General features: G+C 72.4%; 25 protein-coding genes and 1 pseudogene. 11 read left to right on the forward strand and 15 right to left on the reverse strand.

What is annotated here, in order from left to right:
• Positions 1-52: 52 nt before the first annotated feature.
• From EV383_RS30330 to EV383_RS30340, 3 genes and pseudogenes are all read right to left on the reverse strand, one after another.
• The gene (locus EV383_RS30330) at positions 53-1,024 is read right to left on the reverse strand and encodes a M56 family metallopeptidase (RefSeq protein ID WP_130293568.1); all 972 of its coding nucleotides are present in this window, start codon (positions 1,022-1,024) and stop codon (positions 53-55) included.
• A 152-nt stretch (positions 1,025-1,176) separates the two neighbouring features.
• Positions 1,177-1,518 (reverse strand): annotated as a pseudogene (locus EV383_RS30335) (BlaI/MecI/CopY family transcriptional regulator); the annotation flags it as partial.
• Between the two features lie 78 nt (positions 1,519-1,596).
• Positions 1,597-2,736: a class I SAM-dependent methyltransferase gene (locus EV383_RS30340; RefSeq protein ID WP_130293572.1), complete on the reverse strand. Its 1,140-nt coding sequence runs from the start codon at positions 2,734-2,736 to the stop codon at positions 1,597-1,599.
• Between the two features lie 314 nt (positions 2,737-3,050).
• Between EV383_RS30340 and EV383_RS30345 the strand changes: the two genes are divergently transcribed.
• On the forward strand, positions 3,051-3,641 hold the full coding sequence (locus tag EV383_RS30345) for a dTDP-4-dehydrorhamnose 3,5-epimerase family protein (protein WP_130293574.1): 591 nt from the start codon (positions 3,051-3,053) through the stop codon (positions 3,639-3,641).
• 162 nt (positions 3,642-3,803) lie between these two features.
• Positions 3,804-4,136, forward strand: coding sequence for a DUF3040 domain-containing protein (locus tag EV383_RS30350; protein WP_165438552.1), 333 nt, complete (start codon positions 3,804-3,806; stop codon positions 4,134-4,136).
• Positions 4,137-4,200: 64 nt separating this feature from the next.
• Here the strand turns inward: EV383_RS30350 and dnaB are convergent, their stop codons facing one another.
• The 5 genes from dnaB to rpsF form a co-directional block, all read right to left on the reverse strand.
• Entirely contained in the window at positions 4,201-5,613 is a 1,413-nt protein-coding gene (gene dnaB, locus EV383_RS30355) for a replicative DNA helicase (RefSeq protein WP_130293579.1), read from the reverse strand.
• A 594-nt stretch (positions 5,614-6,207) separates the two neighbouring features.
• Positions 6,208-6,654 carry a 50S ribosomal protein L9 gene (rplI, locus tag EV383_RS30360; protein WP_130293581.1) on the reverse strand — a complete coding sequence of 149 codons (447 nt, stop codon included), beginning with the start codon at positions 6,652-6,654 and terminating at the stop codon, positions 6,208-6,210.
• Positions 6,655-6,666: 12 nt separating this feature from the next.
• Positions 6,667-6,903: a 30S ribosomal protein S18 gene (gene rpsR / locus EV383_RS30365; protein ID WP_130293583.1), complete on the reverse strand. Its 237-nt coding sequence runs from the start codon at positions 6,901-6,903 to the stop codon at positions 6,667-6,669.
• 78 nt (positions 6,904-6,981) lie between these two features.
• A complete protein-coding gene (locus tag EV383_RS30370) occupies positions 6,982-7,530 on the reverse strand; it encodes a single-stranded DNA-binding protein (RefSeq protein ID WP_130293585.1) in 549 nt (182 codons plus the stop codon).
• A gap of 10 nt (positions 7,531-7,540) precedes the next feature.
• Positions 7,541-7,855, reverse strand: coding sequence for a 30S ribosomal protein S6 (rpsF, locus tag EV383_RS30375; RefSeq protein WP_130293587.1), 315 nt, complete (start codon positions 7,853-7,855; stop codon positions 7,541-7,543).
• 451 nt (positions 7,856-8,306) lie between these two features.
• Here rpsF and EV383_RS30380 point away from each other — a divergent pair, with 451 nt between their 5' ends.
• Complete coding sequence (locus EV383_RS30380) at positions 8,307-9,083, forward strand: deoxyribonuclease IV (protein ID WP_130293589.1); 777 nt, start codon at positions 8,307-8,309, stop codon at positions 9,081-9,083.
• Positions 9,084-9,168: 85 nt separating this feature from the next.
• On the opposite strand, the gene EV383_RS30385 is transcribed toward EV383_RS30380, so the two are convergent.
• The 4 genes from EV383_RS30385 to EV383_RS30400 all read right to left on the reverse strand — a co-directional run bounded on the left by EV383_RS30385 (position 9,169) and on the right by EV383_RS30400 (position 14,646).
• On the reverse strand, positions 9,169-9,813 hold the full coding sequence (locus tag EV383_RS30385; RefSeq protein WP_423213676.1) for an NUDIX hydrolase: 645 nt from the start codon (positions 9,811-9,813) through the stop codon (positions 9,169-9,171).
• 67 nt (positions 9,814-9,880) lie between these two features.
• The gene (locus EV383_RS30390) at positions 9,881-11,269 is read right to left on the reverse strand and encodes a glycosyltransferase family 87 protein (protein ID WP_242623381.1); all 1,389 of its coding nucleotides are present in this window, start codon (positions 11,267-11,269) and stop codon (positions 9,881-9,883) included.
• 266 nt (positions 11,270-11,535) lie between these two features.
• Positions 11,536-14,055, reverse strand: a complete 2,520-nt coding sequence (locus EV383_RS30395; protein ID WP_242623382.1) for a transglycosylase domain-containing protein — start codon at positions 14,053-14,055, stop codon at positions 11,536-11,538.
• Between the two features lie 198 nt (positions 14,056-14,253).
• Positions 14,254-14,646, reverse strand: a complete 393-nt coding sequence (locus tag EV383_RS30400) for a DUF5318 family protein (protein WP_130293593.1) — start codon at positions 14,644-14,646, stop codon at positions 14,254-14,256.
• A 208-nt stretch (positions 14,647-14,854) separates the two neighbouring features.
• On the opposite strand from EV383_RS30400, the gene EV383_RS30405 reads away from it, so the two are divergent.
• The 5 genes from EV383_RS30405 to EV383_RS30425 all read left to right on the forward strand — a co-directional run bounded on the left by EV383_RS30405 (position 14,855) and on the right by EV383_RS30425 (position 18,882).
• Complete coding sequence (locus EV383_RS30405) at positions 14,855-15,508, forward strand: PadR family transcriptional regulator (RefSeq protein ID WP_130293595.1); 654 nt, start codon at positions 14,855-14,857, stop codon at positions 15,506-15,508.
• 13 nt (positions 15,509-15,521) lie between these two features.
• A complete protein-coding gene (locus EV383_RS30410; protein ID WP_130293597.1) occupies positions 15,522-16,601 on the forward strand; it encodes an inositol-3-phosphate synthase in 1,080 nt (359 codons plus the stop codon).
• 309 nt (positions 16,602-16,910) lie between these two features.
• Positions 16,911-17,504 carry an NlpC/P60 family protein gene (locus EV383_RS30415; protein WP_242623383.1) on the forward strand — a complete coding sequence of 198 codons (594 nt, stop codon included), beginning with the start codon at positions 16,911-16,913 and terminating at the stop codon, positions 17,502-17,504.
• A gap of 75 nt (positions 17,505-17,579) precedes the next feature.
• Entirely contained in the window at positions 17,580-18,296 is a 717-nt protein-coding gene (locus EV383_RS30420; RefSeq protein WP_130293601.1) for an SDR family oxidoreductase, read from the forward strand.
• A gap of 124 nt (positions 18,297-18,420) precedes the next feature.
• On the forward strand, positions 18,421-18,882 hold the full coding sequence (locus EV383_RS30425) for a DUF1707 SHOCT-like domain-containing protein (RefSeq protein ID WP_130293603.1): 462 nt from the start codon (positions 18,421-18,423) through the stop codon (positions 18,880-18,882).
• A 2-nt stretch (positions 18,883-18,884) separates the two neighbouring features.
• Here EV383_RS30425 and EV383_RS30430 read toward each other — a convergent pair whose 3' ends face one another.
• Positions 18,885-19,304, reverse strand: coding sequence for a DUF805 domain-containing protein (locus EV383_RS30430; protein ID WP_130293605.1), 420 nt, complete (start codon positions 19,302-19,304; stop codon positions 18,885-18,887).
• Positions 19,305-19,475: 171 nt separating this feature from the next.
• Here EV383_RS30430 and EV383_RS30435 point away from each other — a divergent pair, with 171 nt between their 5' ends.
• Entirely contained in the window at positions 19,476-20,219 is a 744-nt protein-coding gene (locus EV383_RS30435; RefSeq protein WP_130293607.1) for a UPF0158 family protein, read from the forward strand.
• Complete coding sequence (locus EV383_RS30440) at positions 20,216-20,674, forward strand: HEPN domain-containing protein (RefSeq protein ID WP_130293609.1); 459 nt, start codon at positions 20,216-20,218, stop codon at positions 20,672-20,674. The genes EV383_RS30435 and EV383_RS30440 overlap by 4 nt, the downstream gene beginning before the upstream one ends.
• Before the next feature lie 25 nt (positions 20,675-20,699).
• Here the strand turns inward: EV383_RS30440 and EV383_RS30445 are convergent, their stop codons facing one another.
• Both EV383_RS30445 and leuS read right to left on the reverse strand, forming a co-directional pair.
• Positions 20,700-21,464, reverse strand: a complete 765-nt coding sequence (locus EV383_RS30445; RefSeq protein WP_130293611.1) for a hypothetical protein — start codon at positions 21,462-21,464, stop codon at positions 20,700-20,702.
• Positions 21,465-21,535: 71 nt separating this feature from the next.
• Entirely contained in the window at positions 21,536-24,394 is a 2,859-nt protein-coding gene (leuS, locus tag EV383_RS30450) for a leucine--tRNA ligase (RefSeq protein WP_130293613.1), read from the reverse strand.
• A 301-nt stretch (positions 24,395-24,695) separates the two neighbouring features.
• Here leuS and EV383_RS30455 point away from each other — a divergent pair.
• The coding region (locus tag EV383_RS30455) for an SdpI family protein (RefSeq protein ID WP_130293615.1) at positions 24,696-25,118 on the forward strand (423 nt) is incomplete at its 3' end.

The following is a 25,118-nucleotide window of genomic DNA, read 5'->3' on the forward strand; positions in this document are numbered from 1 at the left end:
GCCGGCCCGCCCGGCCCGGAGGAGGCCGGCAGGCTCAGGTGAGGGTGGCGGCTCAGGTGAGGGCGGCGGCCGCGGCGGTCAGCACCGACAGCGACAGCAGCAGGGCGCTGGCGGCCAGCACCGGCGTCGCGGCGAACGCCGTGCCGAGCAGGCCGCAGCGGGTGACCCGGGCCGTCGCCGACGGGGTCCGCGCCGCCCCGGCGAGGCGGCGCAGCCGGACGTCGACGGCGTCGCGGGCCATCGCCAGCGCCCGCTCCGGGGTACCGGCTCCGGTGAGCACCATCAGCGCGTTCCGGACGGCGTCCGGGCCACAGTGGCGCACCGCGCTCAGGTCCGCGGCCAGCTCGACCTGCTCACGCAGCGCCGCCGGGGCCTCGGCCAGCAGGCGCACGGCCGGGAAGGCTCGTGCCAGCACCTCGGCGACGGCGATCAGCAGGTGGTGCCGTCCGCGGACGTGCGCCCGCTCGTGCGCGACCACCGCGGCCACGCCGTCCTCGGCCAGCCGGGCGCGCAGGCCGTCGGTCAGCACGACCGCGCCGCCGTGGCCGCCGTAGCTGAACGCGGCCACCCGGTCCGAGCGCAGCCACAGCGTCGGCGGGCCACCCGCCGGGCAGCGGTCGGTCTCGGCCAGCACGCGCAGCACCTCGAGCGTGGCGCCGACCTGACGGCGGGCGCGCACCACCTCGCGGACCGCGACGACGGCCAGCCGCCCGGCCAGCAGCACCAGGAGCACCGGCGCCACCCAGCCCGCGATGCGGTAGACGAGCAGGTCCGGCGCGTTCGCCACGGCGTACCACCAGGGGCGGCGCACCAGGTGCGCCAGCGGGGTGTCGACCGCGCCGCGCGGGAACGTCGTGAGCAGGAGCCCGACGACGGTCGTCGCCAGTACTCCGGCGATGGCCAGGAACCAGCCCACGATCACGGTGACCGGGTCGGCCGCGCGAGCGGCGGTCGCCCGCAGCACGCGCGGGGCGGCGAGGGCGACGATCGCGGCGCCCAGCAGCAGGGTCACGGCGACGGTCATCGCGCGTCACCCCCGGCGGGCGGGTCCTGGTCGTACCCGGAGGGATCGGCACCGGCGGGCGGGAGCGGGTCGCTCCCGGTGCCGATGCTCGTTCCGCGTCCGCTGCTCTCGGTGCCGATGCTCGTTCCGCGTCCGCTGCTCTCGGTGGCCGCGAGCGCGTCGCGCAGCAGTTCCGACTCGCGCTCGGACGCGGAGCGGACGAAGTGCAGCAGCACCGCCTCGGCGTCCTCGGAGGAGTCGAGCAGGTCGCGCAGCGCCCGCGCGGTGACCTCCTCTCGGGAGGCGACGGGCCGGTAGAGGTACGCCCGGCCGTCGAGCTCGCGCTGCACCCAGCCCTTGCGGTGCAGGTTGTCCAGCACGGTCATCACCGTGGTGTAGGCGAGCGGGCGCCCGGGGGCCAGCTCGGCCCGGACGTCACGGACCCGGCAGGGTGCGGTGGAGCGCCACAACACGTCCATCACCGTGGCCTCGAGCTCACCGAGTCGACCTCGCATCTGCCCTCCCGGGCGCCGACACTATCGCCGCGCACGCGACAGCTCGTCACCCGGTCGGGCGCAGGAACGGGCGGGTGGTCACGATGCGGGGCTGAGCTCGAGGACCCGGGGTGCCGGATCCAGCAACACCCATTGCCCCCCAGCCGATTCGATCCCGGGGACGCTGTCGCGCACCTCGTCCGCGAGCTCGGCCAGGAACAGCAGGACCCGGTCCGGGCGGGCGGCGACGAGCTCGTCCGGCGTGACCACCGGGATGTCGGTGCCGGGCATCCGGCGTCCCTGCTTGGTGGGCGAGGCGTCCCCGACCATGCGCAGCAGACCGGAGTGCAGACCGGCGTGACAGATCAGCGGGACCGAGCGCGACGCCGCGCCGTAGGCGGCCACCGTCCGGCCCGCGTCGTGCTCGGCGACGAGCCAGTCCCGCAGCTCGTGCGCGTCCGCGGCGGCGCGCTGCAGCCCCCGCAGGGCGGCCGCGTCGGTCACCCCCGCCGCCCGCTCGGCCTCGATCAGGCGCAGCGTGGCCGCGTCGGGCTCCGGATCGCGCCGGGCCGTGACCAGCACCGTGCCGCCGGACATCGGGTACCAGAACACCCGGTGCACACCGAGCCCGTGTCGGCGCAGCGCGGCGTCCAGCGCCGGCAGCGACCAGTAGGCGTGGTGCCCGTGCCGCAGGTCGTACCACTGCCGTTCGACGAGGACCGTGCCCAGCGACAGCATCTGCATCGCCAGCGTGCCGCCGGGGGCGAGCGCGGCCACCCGGGCGCTCAGGGCCGCCTCCTGGTCGGGCTCGTGCAGCAGCCCGTAGAAGTCGACGACGAGGTCCGCCGGCCGGTCGGCGTCCCCGTCCCCGAGCGCGTCCATCCCCCGCCCGGCGAGGCGGGCCAACCACGACTCCCCGTGCGGGCTGCCGAACTCGGCGACGGTCCGCCCCGGCCCGACGAGACCCTCGGCGTCCAGGCGCGCGATCGAGCGGTCGCTCTGCTCGGCGACGGCACGCGGCTCGACGGCGAACATCTCGTCGACGCCGTCGGCGTCGCACCGCAGCTGGGCGAGCGAGCAGGACCGGCAGAACCACATCTGCAGGTCGAACTCGGGGTCCGGGAGCGGTACGTCGGCCCACGGCATCCTGTCCCAGGACGGCTGGCGGCCCAGATCCAGGACGACCTCGCCGTCGGAATCGCCGCACGACCGGCACTGCGTCGCCGTGGGAACCGGCATGGCCACCTCGCTCCGGGTCTTCTCGGACGTCGGACGACCGGCGCCCGGCTGGCGGGATCTCGATCGACTATCCCCGATAGTAGGGGAGCCGTCCGGACCGTTCTGTCCGGGTTCGGGACCGCACGACGCCGGGCGGCCGACCACGGAGCGTGCACCCACATGGACCATTTCCCTCGCGGTCCGTGACTACGCGGCGGCGCATTCGTTGTCGTCAGCGATGCAATAACGACCGGCGCCGCCGGTCGGCGGCCGGTCGGGACGACGGCGCGTAGCGACGGGTCCGGGCTCGCCCGGACGGAACTCGGAGGTCAGGCATGCAGGTTCACCGGACGGTCATCGACGGTGTCGTGCAGTTCGTGCCGGCCCCGCACGCCGATGACGACGACTTCCACACCGCCACCCTCGACGCCGCGATCGCGGCGGCGCACGGCGTCGACACCGGCCGGTTCGTCCAGGACTCGCAGTCCCGCTCGGTGCAGGGCGTCATCCGCGGCATGCACGGCCGCCTCGGCGCCGGCGAGTCCAAGCTCGTCCGCTGCGCGCACGGCGCGATGCACGACATCGTCATCGACGCCCGCCCCGGCTCGCCGACGTTCGGCCGCGTCGCCTCGTTCCTCCTCGACGACACCGACATGCGCCAGCTCTACATCCCGGCCGGCTGCCTGCACGGCTTCCAGGCGCTGACCCCGACCGTGGACACCTGCTACCGGATCGACACCCCGCACGACCCGAGCGAGGACGTCTCCGTCCGGTTTGACGACCCGGACCTCGGCATCCGCTGGCCGCTGCCGGTCGGGACGATGAGCGAGAAGGATCTCGCCGCGGGCAGCTGGACCGAACTCTGCGCCCGTCTGGACGTCGACCCCCGCCGCCGGACGGACGCGCTGGGCCTCACGAGCTGGTAGCACGCCCCGTGGCTTCCGTCACCATCCGGAAGGTGAGGCGGGGTCGACAGGTAGGTCACGATCCGGTCACGTAGCATCCGATCCAGGCTCGGCCCGGATCGACGACGCCCCAGGACAACCGGCCTCTCGATGCGACCGTTGCCACCCAAGGGGTTTCCAGACGTGCTCAGTGACCGTGAACGCCGTGATCTCGCCCTGATCGAGCGGCAGCTCTGTGACGAGGACCCCCGCCTCGCCGCACGGTTCCGGTCCCTGGGACGCGCCCGCCCCGTGCGGGCCCCGAAGACCCTGGGCGGCCGCGACGGGGTGTCGCAGCGTTCGATGCACGCCGCCGGTGCCCTGCCCTGCGTCCTGCTCGCCGCAGGCCTGATCATGCTCCTGGCCGGTGCGGCCGCCGGGGCGATGGCCGTCGTCGTGGCCGGCGTGGTGCTCACCGTCCTGACGCTCGGGATCGCGGCGACGTCCGCACCGAGCCGCGGGGCCGGTTTCGCCTGAGTCTCCCGGCCCCCGCTGCCGCTCCGGCCGGACGGATCCTCCCGCCCGGCGCGGCCCGGGCCGGTCAGCCGTGTGCGAGGTCGGTGAACCGGCTGTAGTGCAGCTGGTGCGCCACCGTGATCGTGTTGGTGGGCCCGTTCCGGTGCTTGGCCAGGATCAGGTCCGCCTCACCGGCCCGGGGGTCGTCGCGCTCGAACGCGTCCGGGCGGTGCAGCAGGACCACCATGTCGGCGTCCTGCTCGATCGATCCCGACTCACGCAGGTCCGAGAGCATCGGACGCTTGTCCGTGCGCTGTTCGGGACCACGGTTGAGCTGGCTCATCGCGACCACCGGCACCTCGAGCTCCTTGGCCAGGAGCTTGATCTGCCGGGAGAACTCCGAGACCTCCTGCTGACGTGACTCGACCTTGCGGCCCGACGTCATCAGCTGCAGGTAGTCCAGGATGATCAGCTTCAGGTCGTTGCGCTGCTTGAGCCGTCGCGCCTTGGCCCGGATCTCCATCAGCGTCAGGTTCGGCGAGTCGTCGATGAACAGCGGCGCCTCGGAGATCTCCGACATCCGCCGCGCCATCCGCGTCCAGTCCTCGTCGGACATCCGGCCGGCGCGCATGTCGGCCAGCCGGATCCGCGCCTCCGCCGAGAGCAGGCGCATCACGATCTCGGACTTGCTCATCTCCAGCGAGAAGAACGCGCTCGTCAGGCCGTTCTTGATGGAGCAGGACCGGGCGAAGTCCAGGCCCAGGGTCGACTTGCCCAGACCCGGACGGGCCGCGACGACGATCATCTGCCCGGGGTGCAGCCCGTTGGTACAGGCGTCGAGATCGGCGAACCCGGTCGGCACGCCCGAGGACATGCCGCCCCGGGAGGCGATCGCGTCGATCTCGTCCATCGTGGGCTGGAGGAGCTCCTCCAGGACGGTGTAGTCCTCGGTGGTCGTCCGGTCGGTGACCTCGTAGACCGCGGCCTGGGCCCGGTCGACGACCTCTTCGACCTCGCCGCCGTCGGCGCCGTGGTAGCCCAGCTGCACGATCCGCGTCCCGGCCTCCACGAGGCGCCGCAGGATCGCCTTCTCCCCGACGATCTCCGCGTAGTAGGCCGCGTTGGCCGCGGTCGGCACGGTGGCGATCAGGGTGTGCAGGTAGGGCGCGCCGCCCAGGCGCACCAGCTCGCCGCGGCGCTGCAGCTCCGCGGACACGGTGACCGCGTCCGCCGGCTCGCCGCGACCGTAGAGGTCGAGGATCGTCTCGTAGACGGTCTGGTGCGAGGGCCGGTAGAAGTCCTCCGGCCGCAGCACCTCGACGACGTCGGCGATCGCGTCCTTGCTCAGCAGCATCCCGCCGAGGACCGACTGCTCCGCGGTGAGGTCCTGCGGCGGCTGGCGGTCGAACGTCTGACCCGCACCGCCGCCGTTCTGCGACTGCTCACCGTCGCGGACCGCACGTGGCCGTCCTGCCGGACGGTCATCCGTCAAGGCCATACGCAGCGTCACCCCCGGAACTCATCGTATCGAACATCGGTTCGACATGCCGGGGACGGCACGCCGGGAATCCGACGTCGACGGACGCCGGCTCCGCGGGCGTGGTGAAGCCGTCGCGCGGGCCGACCGGGCGAGGTTAGGTCGCTCCGGCACCCGCGATCAAAGCGTCGTGTGCACCGTCCTGGGGATGGAATGTGTACGGACGGACCGGTTGCCTGGAGTACCGGGGGACCGGCATGTGGACAGTCTGGGGACAACATCGCAAAATCGGACGTCTTCCCAGCTCAGAGGCATGGGGACAGCTGTGGACAAGATGCGGCGGCGTGTCGGATTTCGTCCATGATTCAGCGTGTCGGAGCCCGGGATCGACCGTTCGCCGCCCGGCGCGTCCACAGGTCCGTCGGCAGAAACCCGCGTCACCTCACGGCGTGTCGCGAGGCCCCCGGGCTCACGGTTGATCTCCTCCGAACGTGTCCACGGCGACCACTCCCGGTGTCGGACAACGCAGAAGGGCGGTGCCGGGAGCTCTCGCTCCGGGCACCGCCCTCGGTAACGCTCGGTATTCGGTCGGTCACAGCCGCCGAACGGTGTCGATCAGTTCGTGACGACCGCGATCGGCAGATCGGTGGTCACGTCCGGGTGCAGGCGGACCTGCACCGAGTGCTTGCCGATCGTCTTGATCTGACCGGGCACGTCCACCGACCGCTTGTCGAGCGTCGGACCGCCCGCGGCGCGGACGGCGTCCACGACGTTGGTCGGGGTGATCGAGCCGAACAGACGGCCGTTGTCGCCGGCCTTGGCCGACACGGTCACGTTCAGCTCCTTGAGCTGGTTGTCGACCTGCTGGGCGTGGCCCAGGTCGCGGATCTCGCGGGTCTTCTGCGCCCGGCGGATCTGCTCGACCTGCTTCTCCGCGCCACGGGTGGCGACCACCGCGAGGTTGCGGGGGAGCAGGTAGTTGCGGCCGTAGCCGTCCTTGACCTCGACGATGTCGCCGGGAGCGCCCAGGTTCGGCACGTCCGCGTTCAGGATGAGCTTCATGGAAGGGCCTCCTTAGCGGGCGGTCGAGGTGTAGGGCAGGAGAGCGACCTCGCGGGAGTTCTTGACCGCGACGGCCACGTCACGCTGGTGCTGACGGCAGTTGCCGGTCACACGGCGGGCACGGATCTTGCCGCGGTCGGAGATGAACTTCCGCAGCAGGCCGGTGTCCTTGTAGTCGATCGCCTGGCCCTTTTCCTTGCAGAACGCGCAGACCTTCTTCTTCGGCTTGCGCACGATGGCCTTGGCCATGGTGGTGCTCCTGGTGGATCTGGTGCCGCCGTCGCCGGCGACAGGCTGTGTCTCTCGAGAAGAGAGGGGTCGTCGTCTCTAGAAAGGAGGCTCGTCGTCGGCCGCCGGGCCGCTTCCGGCCGGCGGGGCCGAGCCCCAGGGGTCGTCGTAGCCGCCTCCGCCGCCGGAACCGCCGCCCTGCTGGGCACCGCCTCCGCCGCCGCTGCTGCCGCCACCGTCGTAACCGCCGCCACCGCCACCGAAGCCGCCGCTGCCACCGCCGCGGCTGACCTTGTTGACCTTGGCCGTCGCGTAGCGCAGAGAGGGGCCGACCTCGTCGACCTCCATCTCCACCACGGTGCGCTTCTCACCCTCGCGGGTCTCGAAGGAGCGCTGACGGAGCCGGCCCTGCACCACGACGCGTGCGCCGCGGGTCAGCGACTCGGCGACGTTCTCGGCCGCCTGACGCCAGACGTTGCAGCGCAGGAACAGCGCGTCGCCGTCCTTCCACTCGTTCGTCTGACGGTCGAACGTGCGCGGGGTGGACGCCACGGTGAAGTTGGCGACCGCGGCACCGGACGGGGTGAAACGCAGTTCCGGGTCGGCGGTGAGGTTGCCGACCACGGTGATCACAGTTTCGCCGGCCATGATGACCCCCTCAGACCGCGGCGGGCGCCGGGCTGCGGGTGACGTCCTTGCGCAGGACCTTGGTGCGCAGCACGGACTCGTTGAGCCCCAGCTGACGGTCGAGCTCGGTGACCGTCGCGGGCTCCGCGGTGATCTCGACGACCGCGTAGATGGCCTCGGCCTGCTTGTTGATCTCGTAGGCGAGACGGCGCTTGCCCCAGACCTCGATCTTCTCGATCGAGCCGCCGTCCTTCTTGACGACGGAGAGGAACTGCTCGAGCGACGGCTGGACAGTGCGCTCGTCCAGGCCCCCGTCGAGAATGACCATGACCTCGTAATGACGCATGAGAACCACTCACCTCCTATGGACAGAAACGGCCACGGCTGGTGCCGTGACAGGAGGTTCTCAGTGCCCCCCGACAGAAACGGCTCCCATGCAGGCGCCGTCCCGGGGGACCGATCGAGATTACCAGCGCCCACACCGCACCCGACCTGCGGGTACGCCCCCGCCCCACATCCCGGCTGACGACCCGTGCCTCGGGGAGGGACCACCTGTGCCCCGAGGAAGCCGTCGAGACGCCGGAGCCTCGAGGGGAACCTTCGAGACGCCGGCAGGGGTGAGGGGACCCCTTGGGACACCGTCGGCCGACCTCGGGCGCCACGGCTCCCGTTCCGCGACGACGCACCGACGTCCCGAGGGGATCCTTCGGGACCACCGGGTGAGCGAGGGGACCCCGCGGGACCGTCGGGCGGGGCGGGGCGGGGGGATTGTCGGTGGTGCTCGCTAGCGTGGGCCCATGCAGATCGGAGCGCACGTGCGCGACGCCGAGGACCCGCTGGCCGAGGCCGCCGAGGTGGGGGCGGACGTCGTGCAGATCTTCCTGTCCGACCCGCAGGGCTGGAAGAAGCCGCCGTCGCACCCACGGGCGGCCGAGCTCGCCGCGTCCGACGTCGCGGTCGTGGTGCACGCGCCGTACGTCGCGAACGTCGCCTCGCCGAACAACCGCATCCGGATCCCGTCGCGCAAGATCGTCACCCAGCACGCGACGGTCGCGAAGGAGGTCGGGGCGTTCGGGCTGGTCGTGCACGGCGGGCACGTCACCAAGGACGAGGACCCGGCCGTCGGCATCGACAACTGGCGCAAGTTCGTCGAGCGCCAGGCCGGCGAGGGCGGCTTCGACGTCCCGATCCTGCTGGAGAACACCGCCGGCGGCGACAACGCGATGGCCCGCCGGTTCGACATGCTGGGCCGGCTCTGGGACGCGATCGGCGAGTTCGACGTCGGGTTCTGCCTCGACACCTGCCACGCGTTCTGCGGCGGCGAGGAGCTCGCCGACGTGGTCGAGCGGGCGAAGGCGATCACCGGCCGGATCGATCTGGTGCACCTGAACAACTCCCGCGACGAGTTCGACTCCGCGCGCGACCGGCACGCCAACATCGACTCCGGGACGATCGAGCCGGACGTGCTGGCCGCCGTCGTCGGTGCGGCCGGCGCGCCGGTGATCGTCGAGACCCCGGCCGAGGGTCAGGCCCGCGACATCGCCTACCTGCGCGAGCACGCCCCGACCGCCTGAGCGGCCGGCGGCTCGTCGCACTCGCCTCGCGGCCGGTGAGGGCGGGCCGGCTACGGCGCTGTGGCGCCGTGGCGCGCCCGCCGGCTCACTTCCAGGCGAACACCGGCTGCTCGAGGTGTGCCACCCGGGTGGCGCGGCGGTGCAGGACGAGCTCCCGGAACTGGTAGAGCACCGCACCGGTGGGCGCGTGCACGAACCGGTCGAACAGCGGCACCTGGATCACCGGCGCGTCCGACTCCGGGATGGTCAGGAACCGCGGCTCGTGGTCGATCTCCCTGAGCGGGACGTGGTGCAGCGAGCCGACCTCGTCGGGGTTCGGCGTCGGCTCCCCGGCGCCGCCCGCCCACAGCACGACCGGAGTGATCACGTAGCCGGAGCGGGTCGGGTAGTCGTCGAGCAGGCCCAGTACCCGGTCCTCGCCGAGGTCGAGCCCGACCTCCTCGGACACCTCGCGCCGGGCCGCCTCGGTGATCGACTCACCGGGGTCGGCACGCCCGCCCGGCAGCGCCCACTGCCCGGAGTGCGCGCGAAGGGACTTCGCGCGCCGGGTCAGCAGGAACGTCAGCTCGTCGGCCAGCGGGCCCTCGCCGGTGGCGCCGGGGGCGGGGATCAACGTCAGCGTCACCGCGGCCGTCTTGCGTCCCTCCCGGTCCGCGTCGTCGGCCGTGCGCCGGGTGAACCCGGTGAGCGCGTCGACGACGGCCGTGCGCAATGCATCCGTCCCGTCCACCGGTTCCACCCCTCGTTCGCTGCGTATCAGGTCGGTGACTTATCGGTTCTGCGACGACAACCCGGTCTCACCGGCGGGAACCGCTCTCGACCACCGCCGGCGGCGACCGTCGCGGCACCGCGGCCGGCCACACCGGGTCGGGCCCGGGCGAACCGGCGGGACGGCGCAGGATCGCCCGCACCACCAGCACGCACAGCGTCACCACGACGGCGTCGCGGACCACCACCGTCGCCAGGAACACGTCCGGTGGCAGGCCCTTCCGGTCCACCCCGACGTACTGGAACATCCGCGGGACCCAGACCAGAGCGTCGATCGTCATCCACGCCAGCAGCAGCCGCCACCGGGGCAGCGCGAGCGCCGCGAGCGGGACGAGCCAGAGCGAGTACTGCGGGCTCCAGACCTTGTTCACGAGCAGGAACGCGGCGACGGTGAGGAAGCCCAGCTCCGCCACCGACGGCGGGTGCGGGGCCCGGTAGGCGAGCACGGCGATGGCGGTGAACGCCGCGACCATCAGCACGGCGACGACCGCGTTCAACACGGTCGGGGCCTGTCCGGTCTCCAGCGGCCCGTCGAACCCGGGCCACCCGCTGAAGTAGCTGATCACGAACCAGATCGAGTCCGGGTCGGCCGGCCGGGTCCTGTTCAGGTCGAAGAACTCCGTCCAGCCGCGGAACCACAGGGCCGCCACCGGCAGGTTGACCAGCACGAACGTGGCGACGGCGGAGGCGATGACCGGGACCGCGACGCGGAGCCCGCCCTCGTCGCGTCGTCGGAGCGCGACCAGCAGGATCGGCAGCAGCAACAGCAGGGGGTAGAGCTTGAGCGCTCCCCCGAGACCGAGCAGGACCCCGGCCAGCACGGGTCTGCGCCCGCGCAGCGCGACGAGCCCGCCCGCCGCGGCCGCGACGGCGAGCGCGTCGAAGTTCGTGAAGACGTGCACCAGCGCCAGCGGGGAGAGCGCGACCAGCGCGGCGTCCCACGGCCGGTCCGGACGCAGGTGGTAGACCGCCGCGCACACCGAGAGCCAGGCCAGCGCGAGCCAGAACGCGGAGATGTCGAAGTACACGACGACGTCGAGCGCCGACGGCAGCGGCAGCACCTCGGCCAGCCACTGCCACCCGTCGGTCAGCTGGGCGTTGGTCCACTGGAAGAACCCGGTGAGGACCGGGTACTCCATGTAGCGCTCGGTGCGGGAGCCGTCGGAGGCGGTGTCGAACCACGCGTCGCGGTAGGGCAGCCCGCCGTCGGCCAGGCCCTCCACGCCGTAGAGCGGGACGGTGTCGGAGTAGCACATCGCCACGTACTGACGGTCGTTGCGCCAGTCCAGCGCGAGCGCTCCGTCGGCCTCGCGATACTGCTGCAGGCAGGGCGACTTGCCCAGCCAGCCCAGGGCCAGGACGACGACGGCCAGCAGCAGGACGACCCGCAACGGCGTCCAGTAGCGCGCCCGCCCCACGATGGCGTGACGGCCGAGGGGACCGCCGACGATGCGGCTGGCCGCGGCCGCGAGCGGCTCGGTCCACGTCGGGATCGAGCGGGTACCGGACTCCGACGGCGGGTCGTGGCGAGGCGGGTCGGAGCGGGGTGCGGAGGAGGGAGGTGCGGGCGGGGGAGGTGCGGGGGAGCGGGGTGCGGAAGAGCCGGGGCCGCCGGGACGGGCACCGGTCGCACGGGACCGGCGGGCCGGACCGCGGGACGGCGGCCCGGCCTCATCGGAGGAACTCAGTTGCGGCCTCCGCCGTCGCCGCCGCCACCGTTGCCGCCGTCACCGTTGCCGCCGTCACCACCGTTGCCGCCGCCGTCACCGTTGCCGTTGCCGCCGTCACCGTTGCCGCCGTCACCGCCCCCGTTGTCGTCCCCGCCGTTGTTGCCGTTGTCCCCGGAGTTCCCACCGTTGTCGCCGAAGTCGAAGCCGTTGCCGTCGTTGCCGAAGTCCGGGAACGACGAGTCACCGCCGTTGTTCTCCGACGACGGGCCCGGCTCACCGGTCCTGCTCGGCTCGGAGGTCTGCGGGCTCGACTGCACCTCCTGCGCCGGCGCCCGGCCGATCGGTTCGAAGTCGGAGAACCGCTCGGTCGGCGTGCCGTCGAGGACGTCGTCCATGAACGACTGCCAGATCGACCCGGGCAGCATCCGGCCGTAGATCGGACGCCCGGCCGAGTTCTTGATCGGGGTGTTGTCGTCGGTGCCGACCCAGACCGCGGTGGAGACCGACGGCGTGAAGCCGACCGTCCAGGCGTCGTTGTTCTGGCCCTCGGTGCTGCTCTGCACGGTGCCGGTCTTGGCCGCGACCGGCCGTCCACCGGACAGCCCGATGCGTGAGGAGCTCGCGACGTCGGTCATCGACTCGGTCACGTTGCGCGCCACCTCGGCCGGCATCGCCTGCGTGCCCGCGGCCGGACCGCCCCGGTCGAAGATCACGCGGCCGTCGCTGGCCGTCACCCTGGACACCAGGTAGGGCTCGCGGTACGTGCCGTCCGCGGCGAACGTCGCGTACGCCGACGCCATGTCCTGCGGGTGGACCTCCCGGTCACCCAGCGAGATGCCGCCGGTCGGGTTGGGCAGCAGGTCGGCGGGGATGCCGGCCTGGTGCGCGGCGTCGGCCACCTTCGCCGGGCCGATGTCGAGGCCCATCTTGTAGAACACGGTGTTGATCGACTTGGTCATCGCCGTCTTCACCGAGCACTGCCCGCAGCTCTCGCCCTCGGAGTTCGCGACCTCCGTGCCGGCGAGGGTCTGCGGCGAGGAGCCGTCGTAGGTCGTGCCGAGCCCGATCGGGTTCGGCCCCTGCAGCGCCGCGGCCAGGACGAACGGCTTGAACGACGAGCCGGGCTGCTTGAGCACGCCGGCGTAGTCGGTGCCGACACCGTTCTCGCCGCCGTAGTAGGCGAGCATCGCACCGGTCTTCGGGTCCACCGAGACCAGCGACGAGCGCAGGTTGCCCGGCTGGCCCTCCATCACCTTGCGGACCGCGGTGGCCGCCTCCTCCTGGGCCTTCGGGTCGATCGTGAGGGAGACGGTCAGGCCCTGGGTGTTGATCTCCTGGTCGCTGATCCCGAGCTTTTCGAGCTCGTCGCGGGCCCGGTTGTAGACGTGTCCGCGGTCGTCGCCGGGGATGCCTCCCTCGGTCTTGGAGGCCTCCTTCCACTGCGGGAAGGTCTGCCTCGCACGGTCGGCGGGGCTCAGCCAGCCCTGGGCGACCATCCCGTCGAGGACGAAGTTCCAGCGCTGGGTGGAGCGGTCCAGGTTCTTCGCCGGGTCCCAGCGCGACGGGGACTGGATCAGTCCCGCGATCATGGCGCCCTCGGAGGCGTTGAGGTCCTGCACGTTCTTGCCGAAGTAGGCCTGGCTGGCCGCCTGGATGCCGTACGACCCGCGACCCAGGTAGATCGCGTTGAGGTAGTTCTCCAGGATCTGCTGCTTCGTGTACTCCTTGGAGATCTTCGCGGCGAGCACGACCTCCCGGTACTTGCGGAACAGCGAGAACTGGTCCTGTCCCGTCGTCACCTTGATGTACTGCTGGGTGATCGTCGAGCCGCCGCCGATGCCGCCGCTGAGCTGGCTCCACACGGCGCGGCCGATGCCGCTGATGTCGAAGCCGGGGTTGGAGAAGAAGGAGCGGTCCTCCGCCGAGAGCACGGCCTGCTGCACCGGCAGCGGCACCTGGTCCAGCGTCACGCTGGTCCGGTTGACGTTGTCCGGGCGCACGGTCGCCAGCGGTGAGCCGTCCTGGTAGGTGAACGTCGCCACCTGGGACACGGCGATGTCCTCGGCACGGGGCACGGTGAAGACCACCCAGCCGATCGCGAACGCCAGGATCGGGCCGAGCACGAGGACACCGAGCGCGATCCAGACCCAGCGGCGCATCCGCCGCCACCCCTTCTTCGGCCCACCGGGCCCGTCGTCCCCGCGGTTCGCGGTGCCGGGACCGCCGGGCGGTCGTCCGCCGCCGCCACCGGCCGTCCGGGCCGGGGTGGGGGCGACGGCCGTCGCGGCGCCGGCCCCGTTTCCGGAGCGCGCCGCGGCGGGGCCGAAGTGCCCGACGGACTCCTCGTGCGTCAGCAGCTGCGGCGGGCTCTGGTAGGGCCCCTGCGGTGCCCCCTGGGGCGGGACCGGCGGGGGTCCGGGACGCGGCGCGGGACGCGGAGGTACACGGTTCGGAGGGGCGACCGGCGGGGGACCGGGCTGCGGGGGACCGGGCTGCGGGGGACCGGGCTGCGGGGGACCGGGCCGAGGCGGCATCACGGGCCGTCCCTGCGGCTCCGGGCGCGGGGGACGGGCCGGAGGCGGAACGGGGCGGGGGCCCGGCGGGGGCCCCGCGGGGGGCATGCGTCGGGGGTCGCGCTGGTCACTCACCGGGCGGCTCCGAATGCTCGCTGGTCCACCGGGCCGCGCGGGGAAGCGACTCGGCGGCGGCGGGGGCTGGGCTGGCGCTGGGGCTCACTCGCCTGCGGTCCTGCGTCGGGTCGTGCGACCGGCGCCGAGGACGAAGGACCGGAGCAGATGATTCCATCCGCACGTCCGGCAGACCTCGACCACGTGCACCGAGAACTCCGCGTGGTGCGCGGCCAGCTGCTCGAGCTCCTCCGGGCGACGGGCCGATCCGGAGATCTGGCGCAGGCCCTCGCCGAACACCCAGGAGACCTGGGTCAGCTTCTCCTTGCGGCAGACCGGGCAGGTCCGGTCCATCGGCTCACCGTGGAAACGGGCGGCGCGCTGCAGGTAGGCACCCGCGTCACAGGCCGCGGCCAGCGTCGTGCGACCGGCGGCGACGTCCGCCAGAAGCGCACGTCGCTGCAGGGCGTAGTCCACCACCTGTCGCGGGCTGAGCACCCGACCAGCGTACGCGCGCCGGGGATCAGGACACCTCCGGAGTTCGCGCGCGGCTGTGATCGCGATCTCGATCGTCAGCGGTCGATGTATCGGATCGATATAGTGACGCACGCACCGGGTCACACCCGGACGCCGGTGTGCCGGCGGCCCGGACGATCCCGGGCCGCTGCACGCCGGAGGCACCGGAGCCGAGGAGGAGGCGCGAGGAATGCTCGAGTTCGCCATCCTCGGCCTGCTGCAGGAACGTCCTCTGCACGGCTACGAGCTGCGCAAGCAGCTCGGCCTGCGCCTCGGCGGGCTGCGCGCGTTCTCCTACGGCTCCCTCTACCCGGCGCTGCGACGGCTCACCCGGGCCGGCCTCATCGTCGAGGCCGACGACGAGGCCGATCCCGACCCGGCCGAGGCCACCACCTGGCCGCGGCGCGGGCGACGTGGCCGCCGGGTCCACCGGATCACCGCCGAGGGCAAGGAGCGCTTCGCCGAGATGGTCGCCGACGCGGGCCCGCAGGCCTGGGACGACGGCAGCTTCGGCGTGCATCTGGCCTTCTTCTCGCGCACACCGGCCGAGACCCGGATGCGCATCCTGGAGGGCCGCCGCCGCGCGGTGGAGGAACGCCGGGAGGGCCTGCGCAGCACGCTGGGCCGCACCGGGGAACAGATCGACCGCTACACCCGCGAGCTGCACCGGCTCGGCCTGGAGGGCACCGAACGCGAGGTGCGATGGCTCAACGAGCTGATCGCCACCGAACGGGCCGAACAGGGCGTGCCGGGTGGGGCGGCACCACAGAACCCCTCCGGCGACGACGCCGGGGACATCCCGGAGGACCCCGTCCTCCGGACACCGCAGAACGACCAGCAATGAGGAGGAGCCTGACATGAGCCAGGTTCGTGTCGCCGTCGTCGGCGTCGGCAACTGCGCGGCGTCACTCGTCCAGGGCGTCCACTACTACGCGGACGCGGACCCGGCCACCCAGGTCCCCGGGCTGATGCACGTGGACTTCGGCGGCTACCACGTCCGCGACGTGACGTTCGTGGCCGCGTTCGACGTCGACGCCAAGAAGGTCGGGCAGGACCTGTCCGACGCGATCGCCGCCAGCGAGAACAACACCATCAAGATCGCCGACGTACCGCCGCTCGGGGTCCCCGTGCAGCGCGGGCACACGTTCGACGGTCTGGGCCGGTTCTACCGGGAGACGATCACCGAGTCCGACGACGAGCCGGTCGACGTGGTGGCGGCGCTGCGCGAGGCCCGTGCCGACGTCCTGGTGTCCTACCTGCCGGTCGGCAGCGAGGACGCCGACCGCTTCTACGCCCAGTGCGCGATCGACGCCGGCGTGGGTTTCGTCAACGCCCTGCCGGTCTTCATCGCCTCGGACCCGGAGTGGGCGGAGAAGTTCCGTGCGGCCGGCGTCCCGATCGTCGGCGACGACATCAAGTCCCAGGTCGGGGCTACCATCACGCACCGCGTGCTGGCCCGGCTCTTCGAGGACCGCGGCGTGCAGCTCGACCGCACGATGCAGCTCAACGTGGGCGGGAACATGGACTTCCTGAACATGAAGGAGCTCGAGCGGCTCGAGTCGAAGAAGACGTCGAAGACCCAGTCGGTGACCTCGCAGGTCGACCGGGACATGGGCAGGTCCAACGTGCACATCGGACCGTCGGACTACGTCGCGTGGCTCGACGACCGCAAGTGGGCCTACGTCCGGCTCGAGGGCCGCGCGTTCGGTGACGTCCCGCTGAGCCTGGAGTACAAGCTCGAGGTCTGGGACTCCCCGAACTCGGCCGGGATCATCATCGACGCGGTCCGCGCGGCGAAGATCGCCATGGACCGCGGGATCGGCGGCCCGATCCTGTCCGCGTCGAGCTACTTCATGAAGTCCCCGCCGGAGCAGTACCGCGACAGCGACGCCCGGGACGCCGTCGAGGCGTTCATCCGGGGCGACGCGACGTCCTGACCTCGCGTTCCTTCTCCACGAAGGGCCCGGCCGGTGGTTCGTTCCACGGCCGGGCCCTTCGCATTCGACACCCTTTTCTTTTCGGAAACATTCATTTTTGTTTCCGGTGAGCGCGATCACGAATATTTACCCGCTCTTTGAGATGTGCGTCATTAATAACTCCGTGATCGGTTCGTAATGTGCGGTCCGGCCCTGCTGGACCGGCGCTCGACCGGAGCATCGGACGCAGGGTCACCGCTGCAGGCGAGCGGCGCGGGATCGACCTCCGCGTCCGGTGCCGCGGCGGTGCGATCACCCGAGGAACACCCCGTGTCCCAGCGCCCCATCGCGACGACGCCCAGCACGACCCACGACAGCCCGCGCCCGCTCCGTCCGAGCGGCCCGCTCCGCGTCCTGGCCACCACGCTCGCCGCCACCGCCGCCCTGGCCGTGCTGCCCCTCACCGCCGCCACCGCGGCGCCCGCTCCCGCCGGGCCGGACACCGCTCCGGTCAGCCGCGCCGTCGAGCCGGCCGCCCAGGCCGCACCCGCCGCCCTCCCGGCCGCCGCCAAGGCCGCGGCCACCCGCTCGTCCGCCGTGCAGAACGCGATGAGCAAGGTCGGTTCGCCCTACCGCTGGGGCGCCACCGGACCGAACGCATTCGACTGCTCGGGCCTGGTGAACTGGGCCTTCGAGCAGGAGGGCGTCGACCTGCCGCGCACCAGCCGTGCGCTGGCCTCGGCCGGCAGCCCGGTCTCGAAGTCCGCCCTGCGGCCCGGCGACATCGTCACGTTCTACAAGCCGGTCAGCCACGTCGGCATCTACATCGGTGACGGGCAGATCGTGCACGCCAGCACCAGCGGCACCCCGGTGAAGGTGTCCGACATGGACCGGATGCCGTTCAACTCGGCCCGCCGGATCTGACGGACACCCCCGTGTGACGGTCCCCGGTGCGTTCCAGCGCCGGGGACCGCACGCGTTTTCCGTAAGGTCGCCGGAATGACCGCTCCCCGCCGTCCCCTCGCCCTCGTCACCGGTGCCTCGCAGGGCATCGGCGCCGCCGTCGCGCGCCTGCTCGCCCCGCGCTACGACCTCCTTCTCGGCGGGCGTGACGCCGGACGGCTCGAGACCGTGGCCTCGGAGCTGACCGGCGGCCCCGGGAGCGCGCAGATCTGGCCGGTCGAGCTGACCGACGACGCCGCGCTCGCCACCGCCGTCGACGGGATCGACCGTCTCGACGTGCTCGTGCACTCGGCCGGGGTCGGCATGCTCGGCACCGTCGCCGAGACCGACGCGGACACCTGGCGGCGCCAGTTCGAGGTCAACGTCGTCGCCGTCGCCGAGCTCACCCGGCTGCTGCTGCCCGCCCTGCGCGCGGCCGGTGCCGACGGCGGCAGCGACGTCGTGCTGGTCAACTCCGGGGCGGGGCTGGCCGCCCGGCCCGGTTGGGGCTCCTACGCGGCGAGCAAGTTCGCGCTGCGCGCGTTCGGCGACGCGCTGCGCGCCGAGGAGTCGGGCCACGGCGTCCGCGTCACCTCCGTGCACCCGGGGCGGGTGGACACCGCGATGCAGCGGGCCGTCGTCGAACACGAGGGTGGTGAGTACGACGGATCGAAGTTCCTGCGTCCGGACTCCGTCGCCGCCGCCGTGCTGGCCGCGGTCACCGCGAGCCCCGACGCCCACCTGACCGAGGTGGTGCTGCGCCCGGGCGGCTGAGGGCCGGCACAGTCCGGTACAGCACAGTCCGGTACGGCACCGCCCGGTCGGACGCGGACGGGCCGGTGGGGATCGGTCGAACGACGGACGTCATCGGCCCGCAGATCCCGGTACCGTCGATGACATGGCCGAGGGTCCGGACGAGCAGAACATGCGGGTCTCGGATGCCGACCGGGCCGCCACCGCCGAGCGGCTGCAGGTCGCCCACGACGAGGGACGCCTCTCGCTCACCGAGTTCGACGAGCGGGTCCAGCAGTCCTACGCCGCCGTCGTGCGCGCGGACCTGGACCGTCTCGTCGGCGACCTCCCGGTGGTGGAGCGGGAGAACCTGCCGAGCGTGCGTCGCGAACGCGAGGCCGTCGAACGCCGCGAGGCACGGACCGAGTGGTACGGCGAGTGGCGCTCCTGGGCCGGCACCTCGGTGCTGCTGCTCGGCATCTGGGGGATGATCTCGCTCCTCGCCGGCGAGTTCACCGCGTTCTGGCCGATCTTCCCGATCGGCATCTGGGCCCTGGTGCTGATCGGCTCGGCGTTCGAGCGTCCCCGCACCGACGGGCACGGGGACGCCTCGACAGACAAGGGCTGAGCTCAGGCCATGTTGTAGGGCTGGGCGCCGGGAGCGGCGAGCTCCTTCGGGTTCGGGCCGTGCTGGTTCGGGCCGCGGTGGCCGTCGGAGGCCCAGAACACGATCAGGATGATGGCCCCGACCAGCGGGATGAAGGCGATCAGCTGCCACCAGCCCGATCGGCCGGTGTCGTGCAGGCGCCGGGCGCCCACGGCGAGCGACGGGATGAGCACCGCCAGCTGGTAGATCGAGGTCAGGATGCCGGCGCTGTAGTAGAAGCCGGACTCGGTGGCGGTGCTCGTGCTCAGTCCCAGCGCGTTGTCCAGGATCGACAGGACGATCGCGACGATCACGTTGAACAGCACGAACATCCAGAACTCCTTGCGGCGCGCGCGACCGCTGAAGTCCGCGTACTGGCGGAGCACCTTCAGGTACCACTGCATGGCTACCTCACAGAGACGGAAGTGATCCGGTCATCGGATTCAGAGCACTTCTCGCACGGAACGTGACGTGCGTTACGCCGTCTGCGCACGTCTCCGGTCTCGATCCGGACACGGAACAGACCGTGCCGGAAGGGGATCCGTCCGAGCGGGACGGTGGCATAGCATCGGGTCATGCTGGATCCGGCACGGGTCGATCTCGGGCAGCTCGCACGCGCCCTCGACGACCGGACGCCCGGCACCCGATGGTTCCTGCACCCCACGCGGGGTGAGATCACCGCCCACACCGGCGACGACGACCCGTCCGGCTGGGTCGAGATCGACTCGACGACGTCCGGGGACAGCTACCGCGACATGTCGGAGTTCACCCGCGGCGTGCACGACCGCCGGGCCGCCGGCCTGCTCGACCGCGCGATCGACGGCCGGGGCGCGTTCCGCCGGTTCAAGAACACGCTGTTCGAGTTCCCCGAGGTCCGCGACCAGTGGTACCGCTTCCGCGACGCCCGATCGCGCCGCCGGGCCGTCGACTGGCTGGCCGCGAACGACCTGATCTCCGACGCCGACGCCGCCCGCGAGCGCGCCCGCTACCCAGACCCGGCACCGACCAACGAGGACGTGCCGGCCGCCGTCGCCGAGGACCTCGCCGAGCTCTACGGCGCGCAGCTGCGCCAGGTCCTGCTGTTCGGGTCGTGGGCGAGCGGGGAGGGGTCGGTCGAGTCGGACCTGGACCTGCTCGTCGTCCTCGACGACCCGGGCTCGGCCTGGGAGGAGCTGCGCCGGATGGACGAGGTGCTCTGGCGGCACACCGAACGGTCCGGCCTGACGATCACGGCGCTGCCGGTGAGCCAGGCCGCGATGGCCCGCCCCGCCGACCCGACGGTGATCCGCGCCCGCGCCGAGGCGGTGCGGGTCCGATGAACCAGACCGGCATCGCCCGGGCCCGGCAGGAGCTCGCCGCCGCACGGCTGCTCACCGAGAACGGCTTCACCGCCGCGGCCGTCTCGCGTGCGTTCCACGCCGCGTTCTACGCCGCGGAGACCGCGCTGCTGGTGCTGGGGGAGACCCGCGCCCAGCACTCCGACGTCGTCTCCGCGTTCGTCCGCCGCGTCGTGCGCGAGCGGGCCCTGGAACCGCAGGCCGGACGTCTGCTGCGGTCGTTGTTCAACCGCTACTGGCTGGCCGACCACTCCTACGAGACGACGCCGGACGCCGAGGCCGTCGCCGCACTGACCGACGCGACGTTCGTCGTCGACGCGGTGGTCGACTGGCTCGCCGCACCTGAGCGCAGCAGCCCACCGGCCGTGGGCAACGGCGCCGCCACCCGGATGCCGGCGAAACCGTCCCGGCGCACCCGGACCGGGCCGGGCGGCTGAGCCCCGGCTCGTCCGTGGGCGATCCCTAGAAGAGGTCGCCGAAGTCGAACCCGCCGCCGTCGTCGCCGAAGCCACCGCCGTCGCCGGCCATGTCGCCTCCCGGGTCGCCGCCGCCGAGCTCCCCGCCACCCATGTCGCCGCCGTCCATCGCGGCGCCGTCGGAGAACCCGTCGGCGTAGGCCGCGCCGGACATACCGGCGAACAGCGACGTGAACAGCAGCGCCGAGCCGACACCCCAGGCACCGGCGACCAGCGCCGGCTTCCACCAGGGCTCGGAGTACCAGCCGCGCGGCACCGGGCGTCCGGCTACGGTCCCGCCGGGGTAGAAGTGGCTGTTGCGGTCCGAGGGCTCCGGCGACGCGCCGTAGGAACGGCCCTCGACCTCGACCTCACGGTTCTCGGTGACCGCACCGGCGCGGGCCTGGCCGGGCAACGGCGGCAGCTCCGGACCGGGGTCCATCCCCATCGCGGTCCGCGCGGCGCGCACGTAGTAGAGCCCTTCGTACGCGGTCTCGGTGACCTGGCGGGTCTGCGCGGTGGTGCGGGCCTGCTCCATCTGGGACCCGGCGGCGGTGAACCGCTCGGACGCATCCGCCAGGGCCTGCTTGGACGCGTCGTCGGTGCCGTTCAGGGCGTAGACCTGACCACCGAGGCGTTCCACCCAGCGACGGGCCTCGGACTTGGCGTCCTCGAGCTCGTTCGTCCTCTCCGCACTGCGCTGGCGCACCAGCCAGACGACGCCGGCGATCACGGCCACCAGCACGATCAGGGTCAGCAGGCTTCCGACCATTACGCATCACGCTCCCACCCCGACAACGGGCGGGAGCGTGATCGCGTTCCCGGGCTCGGCGGGCGCGGACCCTACTTGACGACGTTGACCAGGCGTCCCGGCACGACGATCAGCTTGCGCGGCTCCGCACCGCCCAGCTCCGCGACGATCTTCTCGTCGGCCAGCGCCGCGGCCTTCACCTCGTCCTGGCCCGCGTCCGCGGCGACCGTGATCCGGGATCGGACCTTGCCGTTGACCTGGATCGGGTACTCGACGGTGTCGGCCACCAGGTAGCGCTCGTCGGCCACCGGGAACGGCGCGAACGCCAGCGTCTCGTCGTGGCCCAGCTTCTGCCACAGCTCCTCGGCGATGTGCGGGGCCAGCGGTGCCAGCATCAGCACCAGCGACTCCGCCACCGGACGGGAGACCTGGCCACCGGTCTTCGTCAGGTGGTTGTTCAGCTCGATCAGCTTCGCGGCCGCGGTGTTGTAGTGCAGCGCCGGCAGGTCCTGGTGCACGCCGGCGATCGCCTTGTTCAGCGCGCGCAGCGTCGGCTCGTCCGGCTCGTCGTCGGCGACCCGGATCTCGCCGGTGTTCTCGTCGACCAGGTTGCGCCACACCCGCTGCAGGAACCGCTGCGGTCCGACGACGTCCCGCGTCGACCAGGGCCGGGAGGCCTCCATCGGGCCGGTGTACATCTCGTACAGGCGGAACGTGTCCGCGCCGTAGCGGTCGCACATCTCGTCCGGGGTCACCACGTTCTTCAGCGACTTGCCCATCTTCCCGTACTCCCGGGTGACGGGCTCACCGTTCCACGTGAAACCACCGTCGGCGTCGTCCACGACCTCTTCCGCGGGGACGTAGAGCCCGCGGGCGTCGGTGTAGGCGAAGGCCTGGATGTAGCCCTGGTTGAACAGCTTGTGGAAGGGCTCCTCGCTGGTCACGTGCCCCAGGTCGAACAGGATCTTGTGCCAGAACCGCGAGTAGAGCAGGTGCAGGACGGCGTGCTCGACGCCGCCGACGTACAGGTCGACGCCGCCCGGGTCCGCCGCGGAGCGGGCCAGGTCCTTGCCGATCCAGTACTGCTCGGCCTCCTTCGAGACGAACCGCTCGGAGTTCCCCGGGTCCAGGTAGCGCAGGTAGTACCAGCAGGAGCCGGCCCACTGCGGCATCGTGTTCGTCTCGCGGCGGTAGGTCTTCGGGCCGTCCCCCAGGTCCAGCTCGACGCTCACCCAGTCGACGGCGCGGCCCAGCGGCGGCTCCGGCTCGGTGTTCGCGTCCGCCGGGTCGTAGGCGCGCGGGGCGTAGTCGTCGACGTCGGGCAGCACGACCGGCAGCTGATCCTCGGGCAGGGCGATCGGACCGTGCTCGTCCCACACGATCGGGAACGGCTCGCCCCAGTAGCGCTGGCGGGAGAACAGCCAGTCCCGCAGCTTGTACTGGACGACGGCGTCCCCGGCCCCGCGCGCGGTCAGCCAGTCGATGATCGCGCGCTTGGCGTCGGTGACGCCCAGGCCGTCCAGGCTGATCTCGTCGTTCGCCGAGTTGATCGCCGGTCCGTCGCCGGTGAACGCCTCGCCGTCGAAGCCCTCGGTGGGCTGCACGGTGCGGATCACCGGCAGGCCGAACGCCGTCGCGAAGTCCCAGTCGCGCTGGTCCTGCCCGGGGACGGCCATGATCGCGCCGGTGCCGTAGCCCATCAGGACGTAGTCGGCGACGAAGACCGGGATCTCCACGCCGTTGACCGGGTTCGTGGCGTAGGCGCCGGTGAACACACCGGTCTTGTCCTTGTTCTCCTGGCGGTCCAGCTCGGACTTGCGTCCGGCGGCCGTCCGGTAGGCCGTCACGGCGTCGGCCGGGGTCGCCGCACCGCCGGTCCAGCGCTCGTCGACGCCGTCCGGCCACGCGGCGGGCGCGATCTGCTCGACCAGCGGGTGCTCCGGCGCCAGCACCATGTAGGTGGCGCCGAACAGCGTGTCCGGGCGGGTGGTGAAGACCTCGATGTCGGCGCCGGCGGTGGCGAACCGGACCTGTGCGCCCTCGGAGCGGCCGATCCAGTTCCGCTGCATCGCCTTGACCGACTCCGGCCAGTCGACCCGGTCCAGGTCGTCGGCCAGCCGGTCGGCGTAGGCGGTGATCCGCATCTTCCACTGCTTCAGGCTGCGCCGGAACACCGGATAGTTGCCGCGCTCGCTGCGGCCGTCGGCGGTGACCTCCTCGTTGGCCAGCACCGTGCCCAGCCCCGGGCACCAGTTCACGGGCGCCTCGGAGATGTAGGCCAGGCGGTGGCCGTCGATCACGTCACGACGGGCGTGCTCGTCCAGCGAGGCCCAGTCGCGGCCGTCCGGGACGGCGCGGGTGCCGGCCTCGAACTCGGCGCGCAGCTCGGAGATCGGGCGGGCCCGGCCGGCCTCGGTGTCGTAGAAGGCCTCGAAGATCTCCCGGAAGATCCACTGCGTCCAGCGGTAGAACTCGACGTCGGTCGTCGCGACGGAGCGGCGCGGGTCGTGGGCCAGGCCCAGCTGACGCAGCTGCGCGCGGTAGCGGGCGATGTTCGCCTCGGTCGTCGCGCGCGGGTGCGTCCCGGTCTGCACGGCGTACTGCTCGGCGGGCAGGCCGAACGCGTCGAAGCCCATCGGATGCAGCACGTTGTGCCCGGTCATCCGCAGGTAGCGGCCCAGGACGTCGGTGCCGATGAACCCGAGCGGGTGCCCGACGTGCAGCCCGGACCCGGACGGGTACGGGAACATGTCCATCAGGTAGACCTTCGGCCGCTCCGAGCCGGGCTCGCCCGGGTTCGGGGCGTGGAACGTCTCGGCCTGCTCCCAGACGTCCTGCCACTTGCGCTCGATGCGCCCCGCCATGTCGGCGTCGTAGCGGAACGGGGGCGTCTGCCGACCGTCGTCGACCGGAGAGGCCGCGCTGTCGGCCGGGCTGATGTCGGTGGTCATGTCCGCTTCACCTCGAGGAATGTCGTGACGGCCCGCACACTTCGGGGCCGGAACACACGCGACCCCTCCCGTCAGTCGGGAGGGGTCGTCGCCGCGCCGGGAGTCGAGCTCAACTCGGTGCGGCGCCGGTGAGTCGGAGCGTCCGGCGAGCCGTGCACATGCGGCCCAGGGTAGCCGGGGTGCCGGAACCCGGACGAACCGGTTCGCCGCGGCCCGGACGGGCGGTGCCGTGGCGGGGAGGAGCGTCACGGTGGGCGGGAGGGCGTGCCGGGTGCGCGGTATCTAGGCTGGTGGGGTGCCCATGACCCTTCGCCTCGTGCTCGGCGTGCTGCTGGTGCTGATCGGTGCCGTGCTGGTCGCGGTCGCCGTGCTCGGCGGGCGTGCCCGGCTCCCGCGCAACCGGTTCGCCGGTGTCCGCACCCGGTCGAGCCTGCACAGCGGGCCGGCGTTCGTGGCCGCGAACCGGGTCGCGGCGCCGCTGCTCGGTGCCGCGGGGGCGATCGGGGTCGTCGGCGGTGCCGTCGTGCTGTCCGGTCCGCCGGCCGCCCTGGCCTGGGTCGTCACCGGGGTGTCCGCCGTCGCCGTGCTGCTGCTCGCCGGAGTGGGCGGGGCGCTGGGTGACCGGGCCGCCGCCGCGCTGGTGGCCGAGCTCCCGGCCCCGGAGACGTGCGGCGGGGCCTGCACCGGCTGCGACCTGGTCGCCGGCTGCCGTCCGACATCGCGG

Origin of the sequence: Pseudonocardia sediminis, from assembly GCF_004217185.1 — a bacterium.
Taxonomy (GTDB): Bacteria; Actinomycetota; Actinomycetes; order Mycobacteriales; family Pseudonocardiaceae; genus Pseudonocardia; species Pseudonocardia sediminis.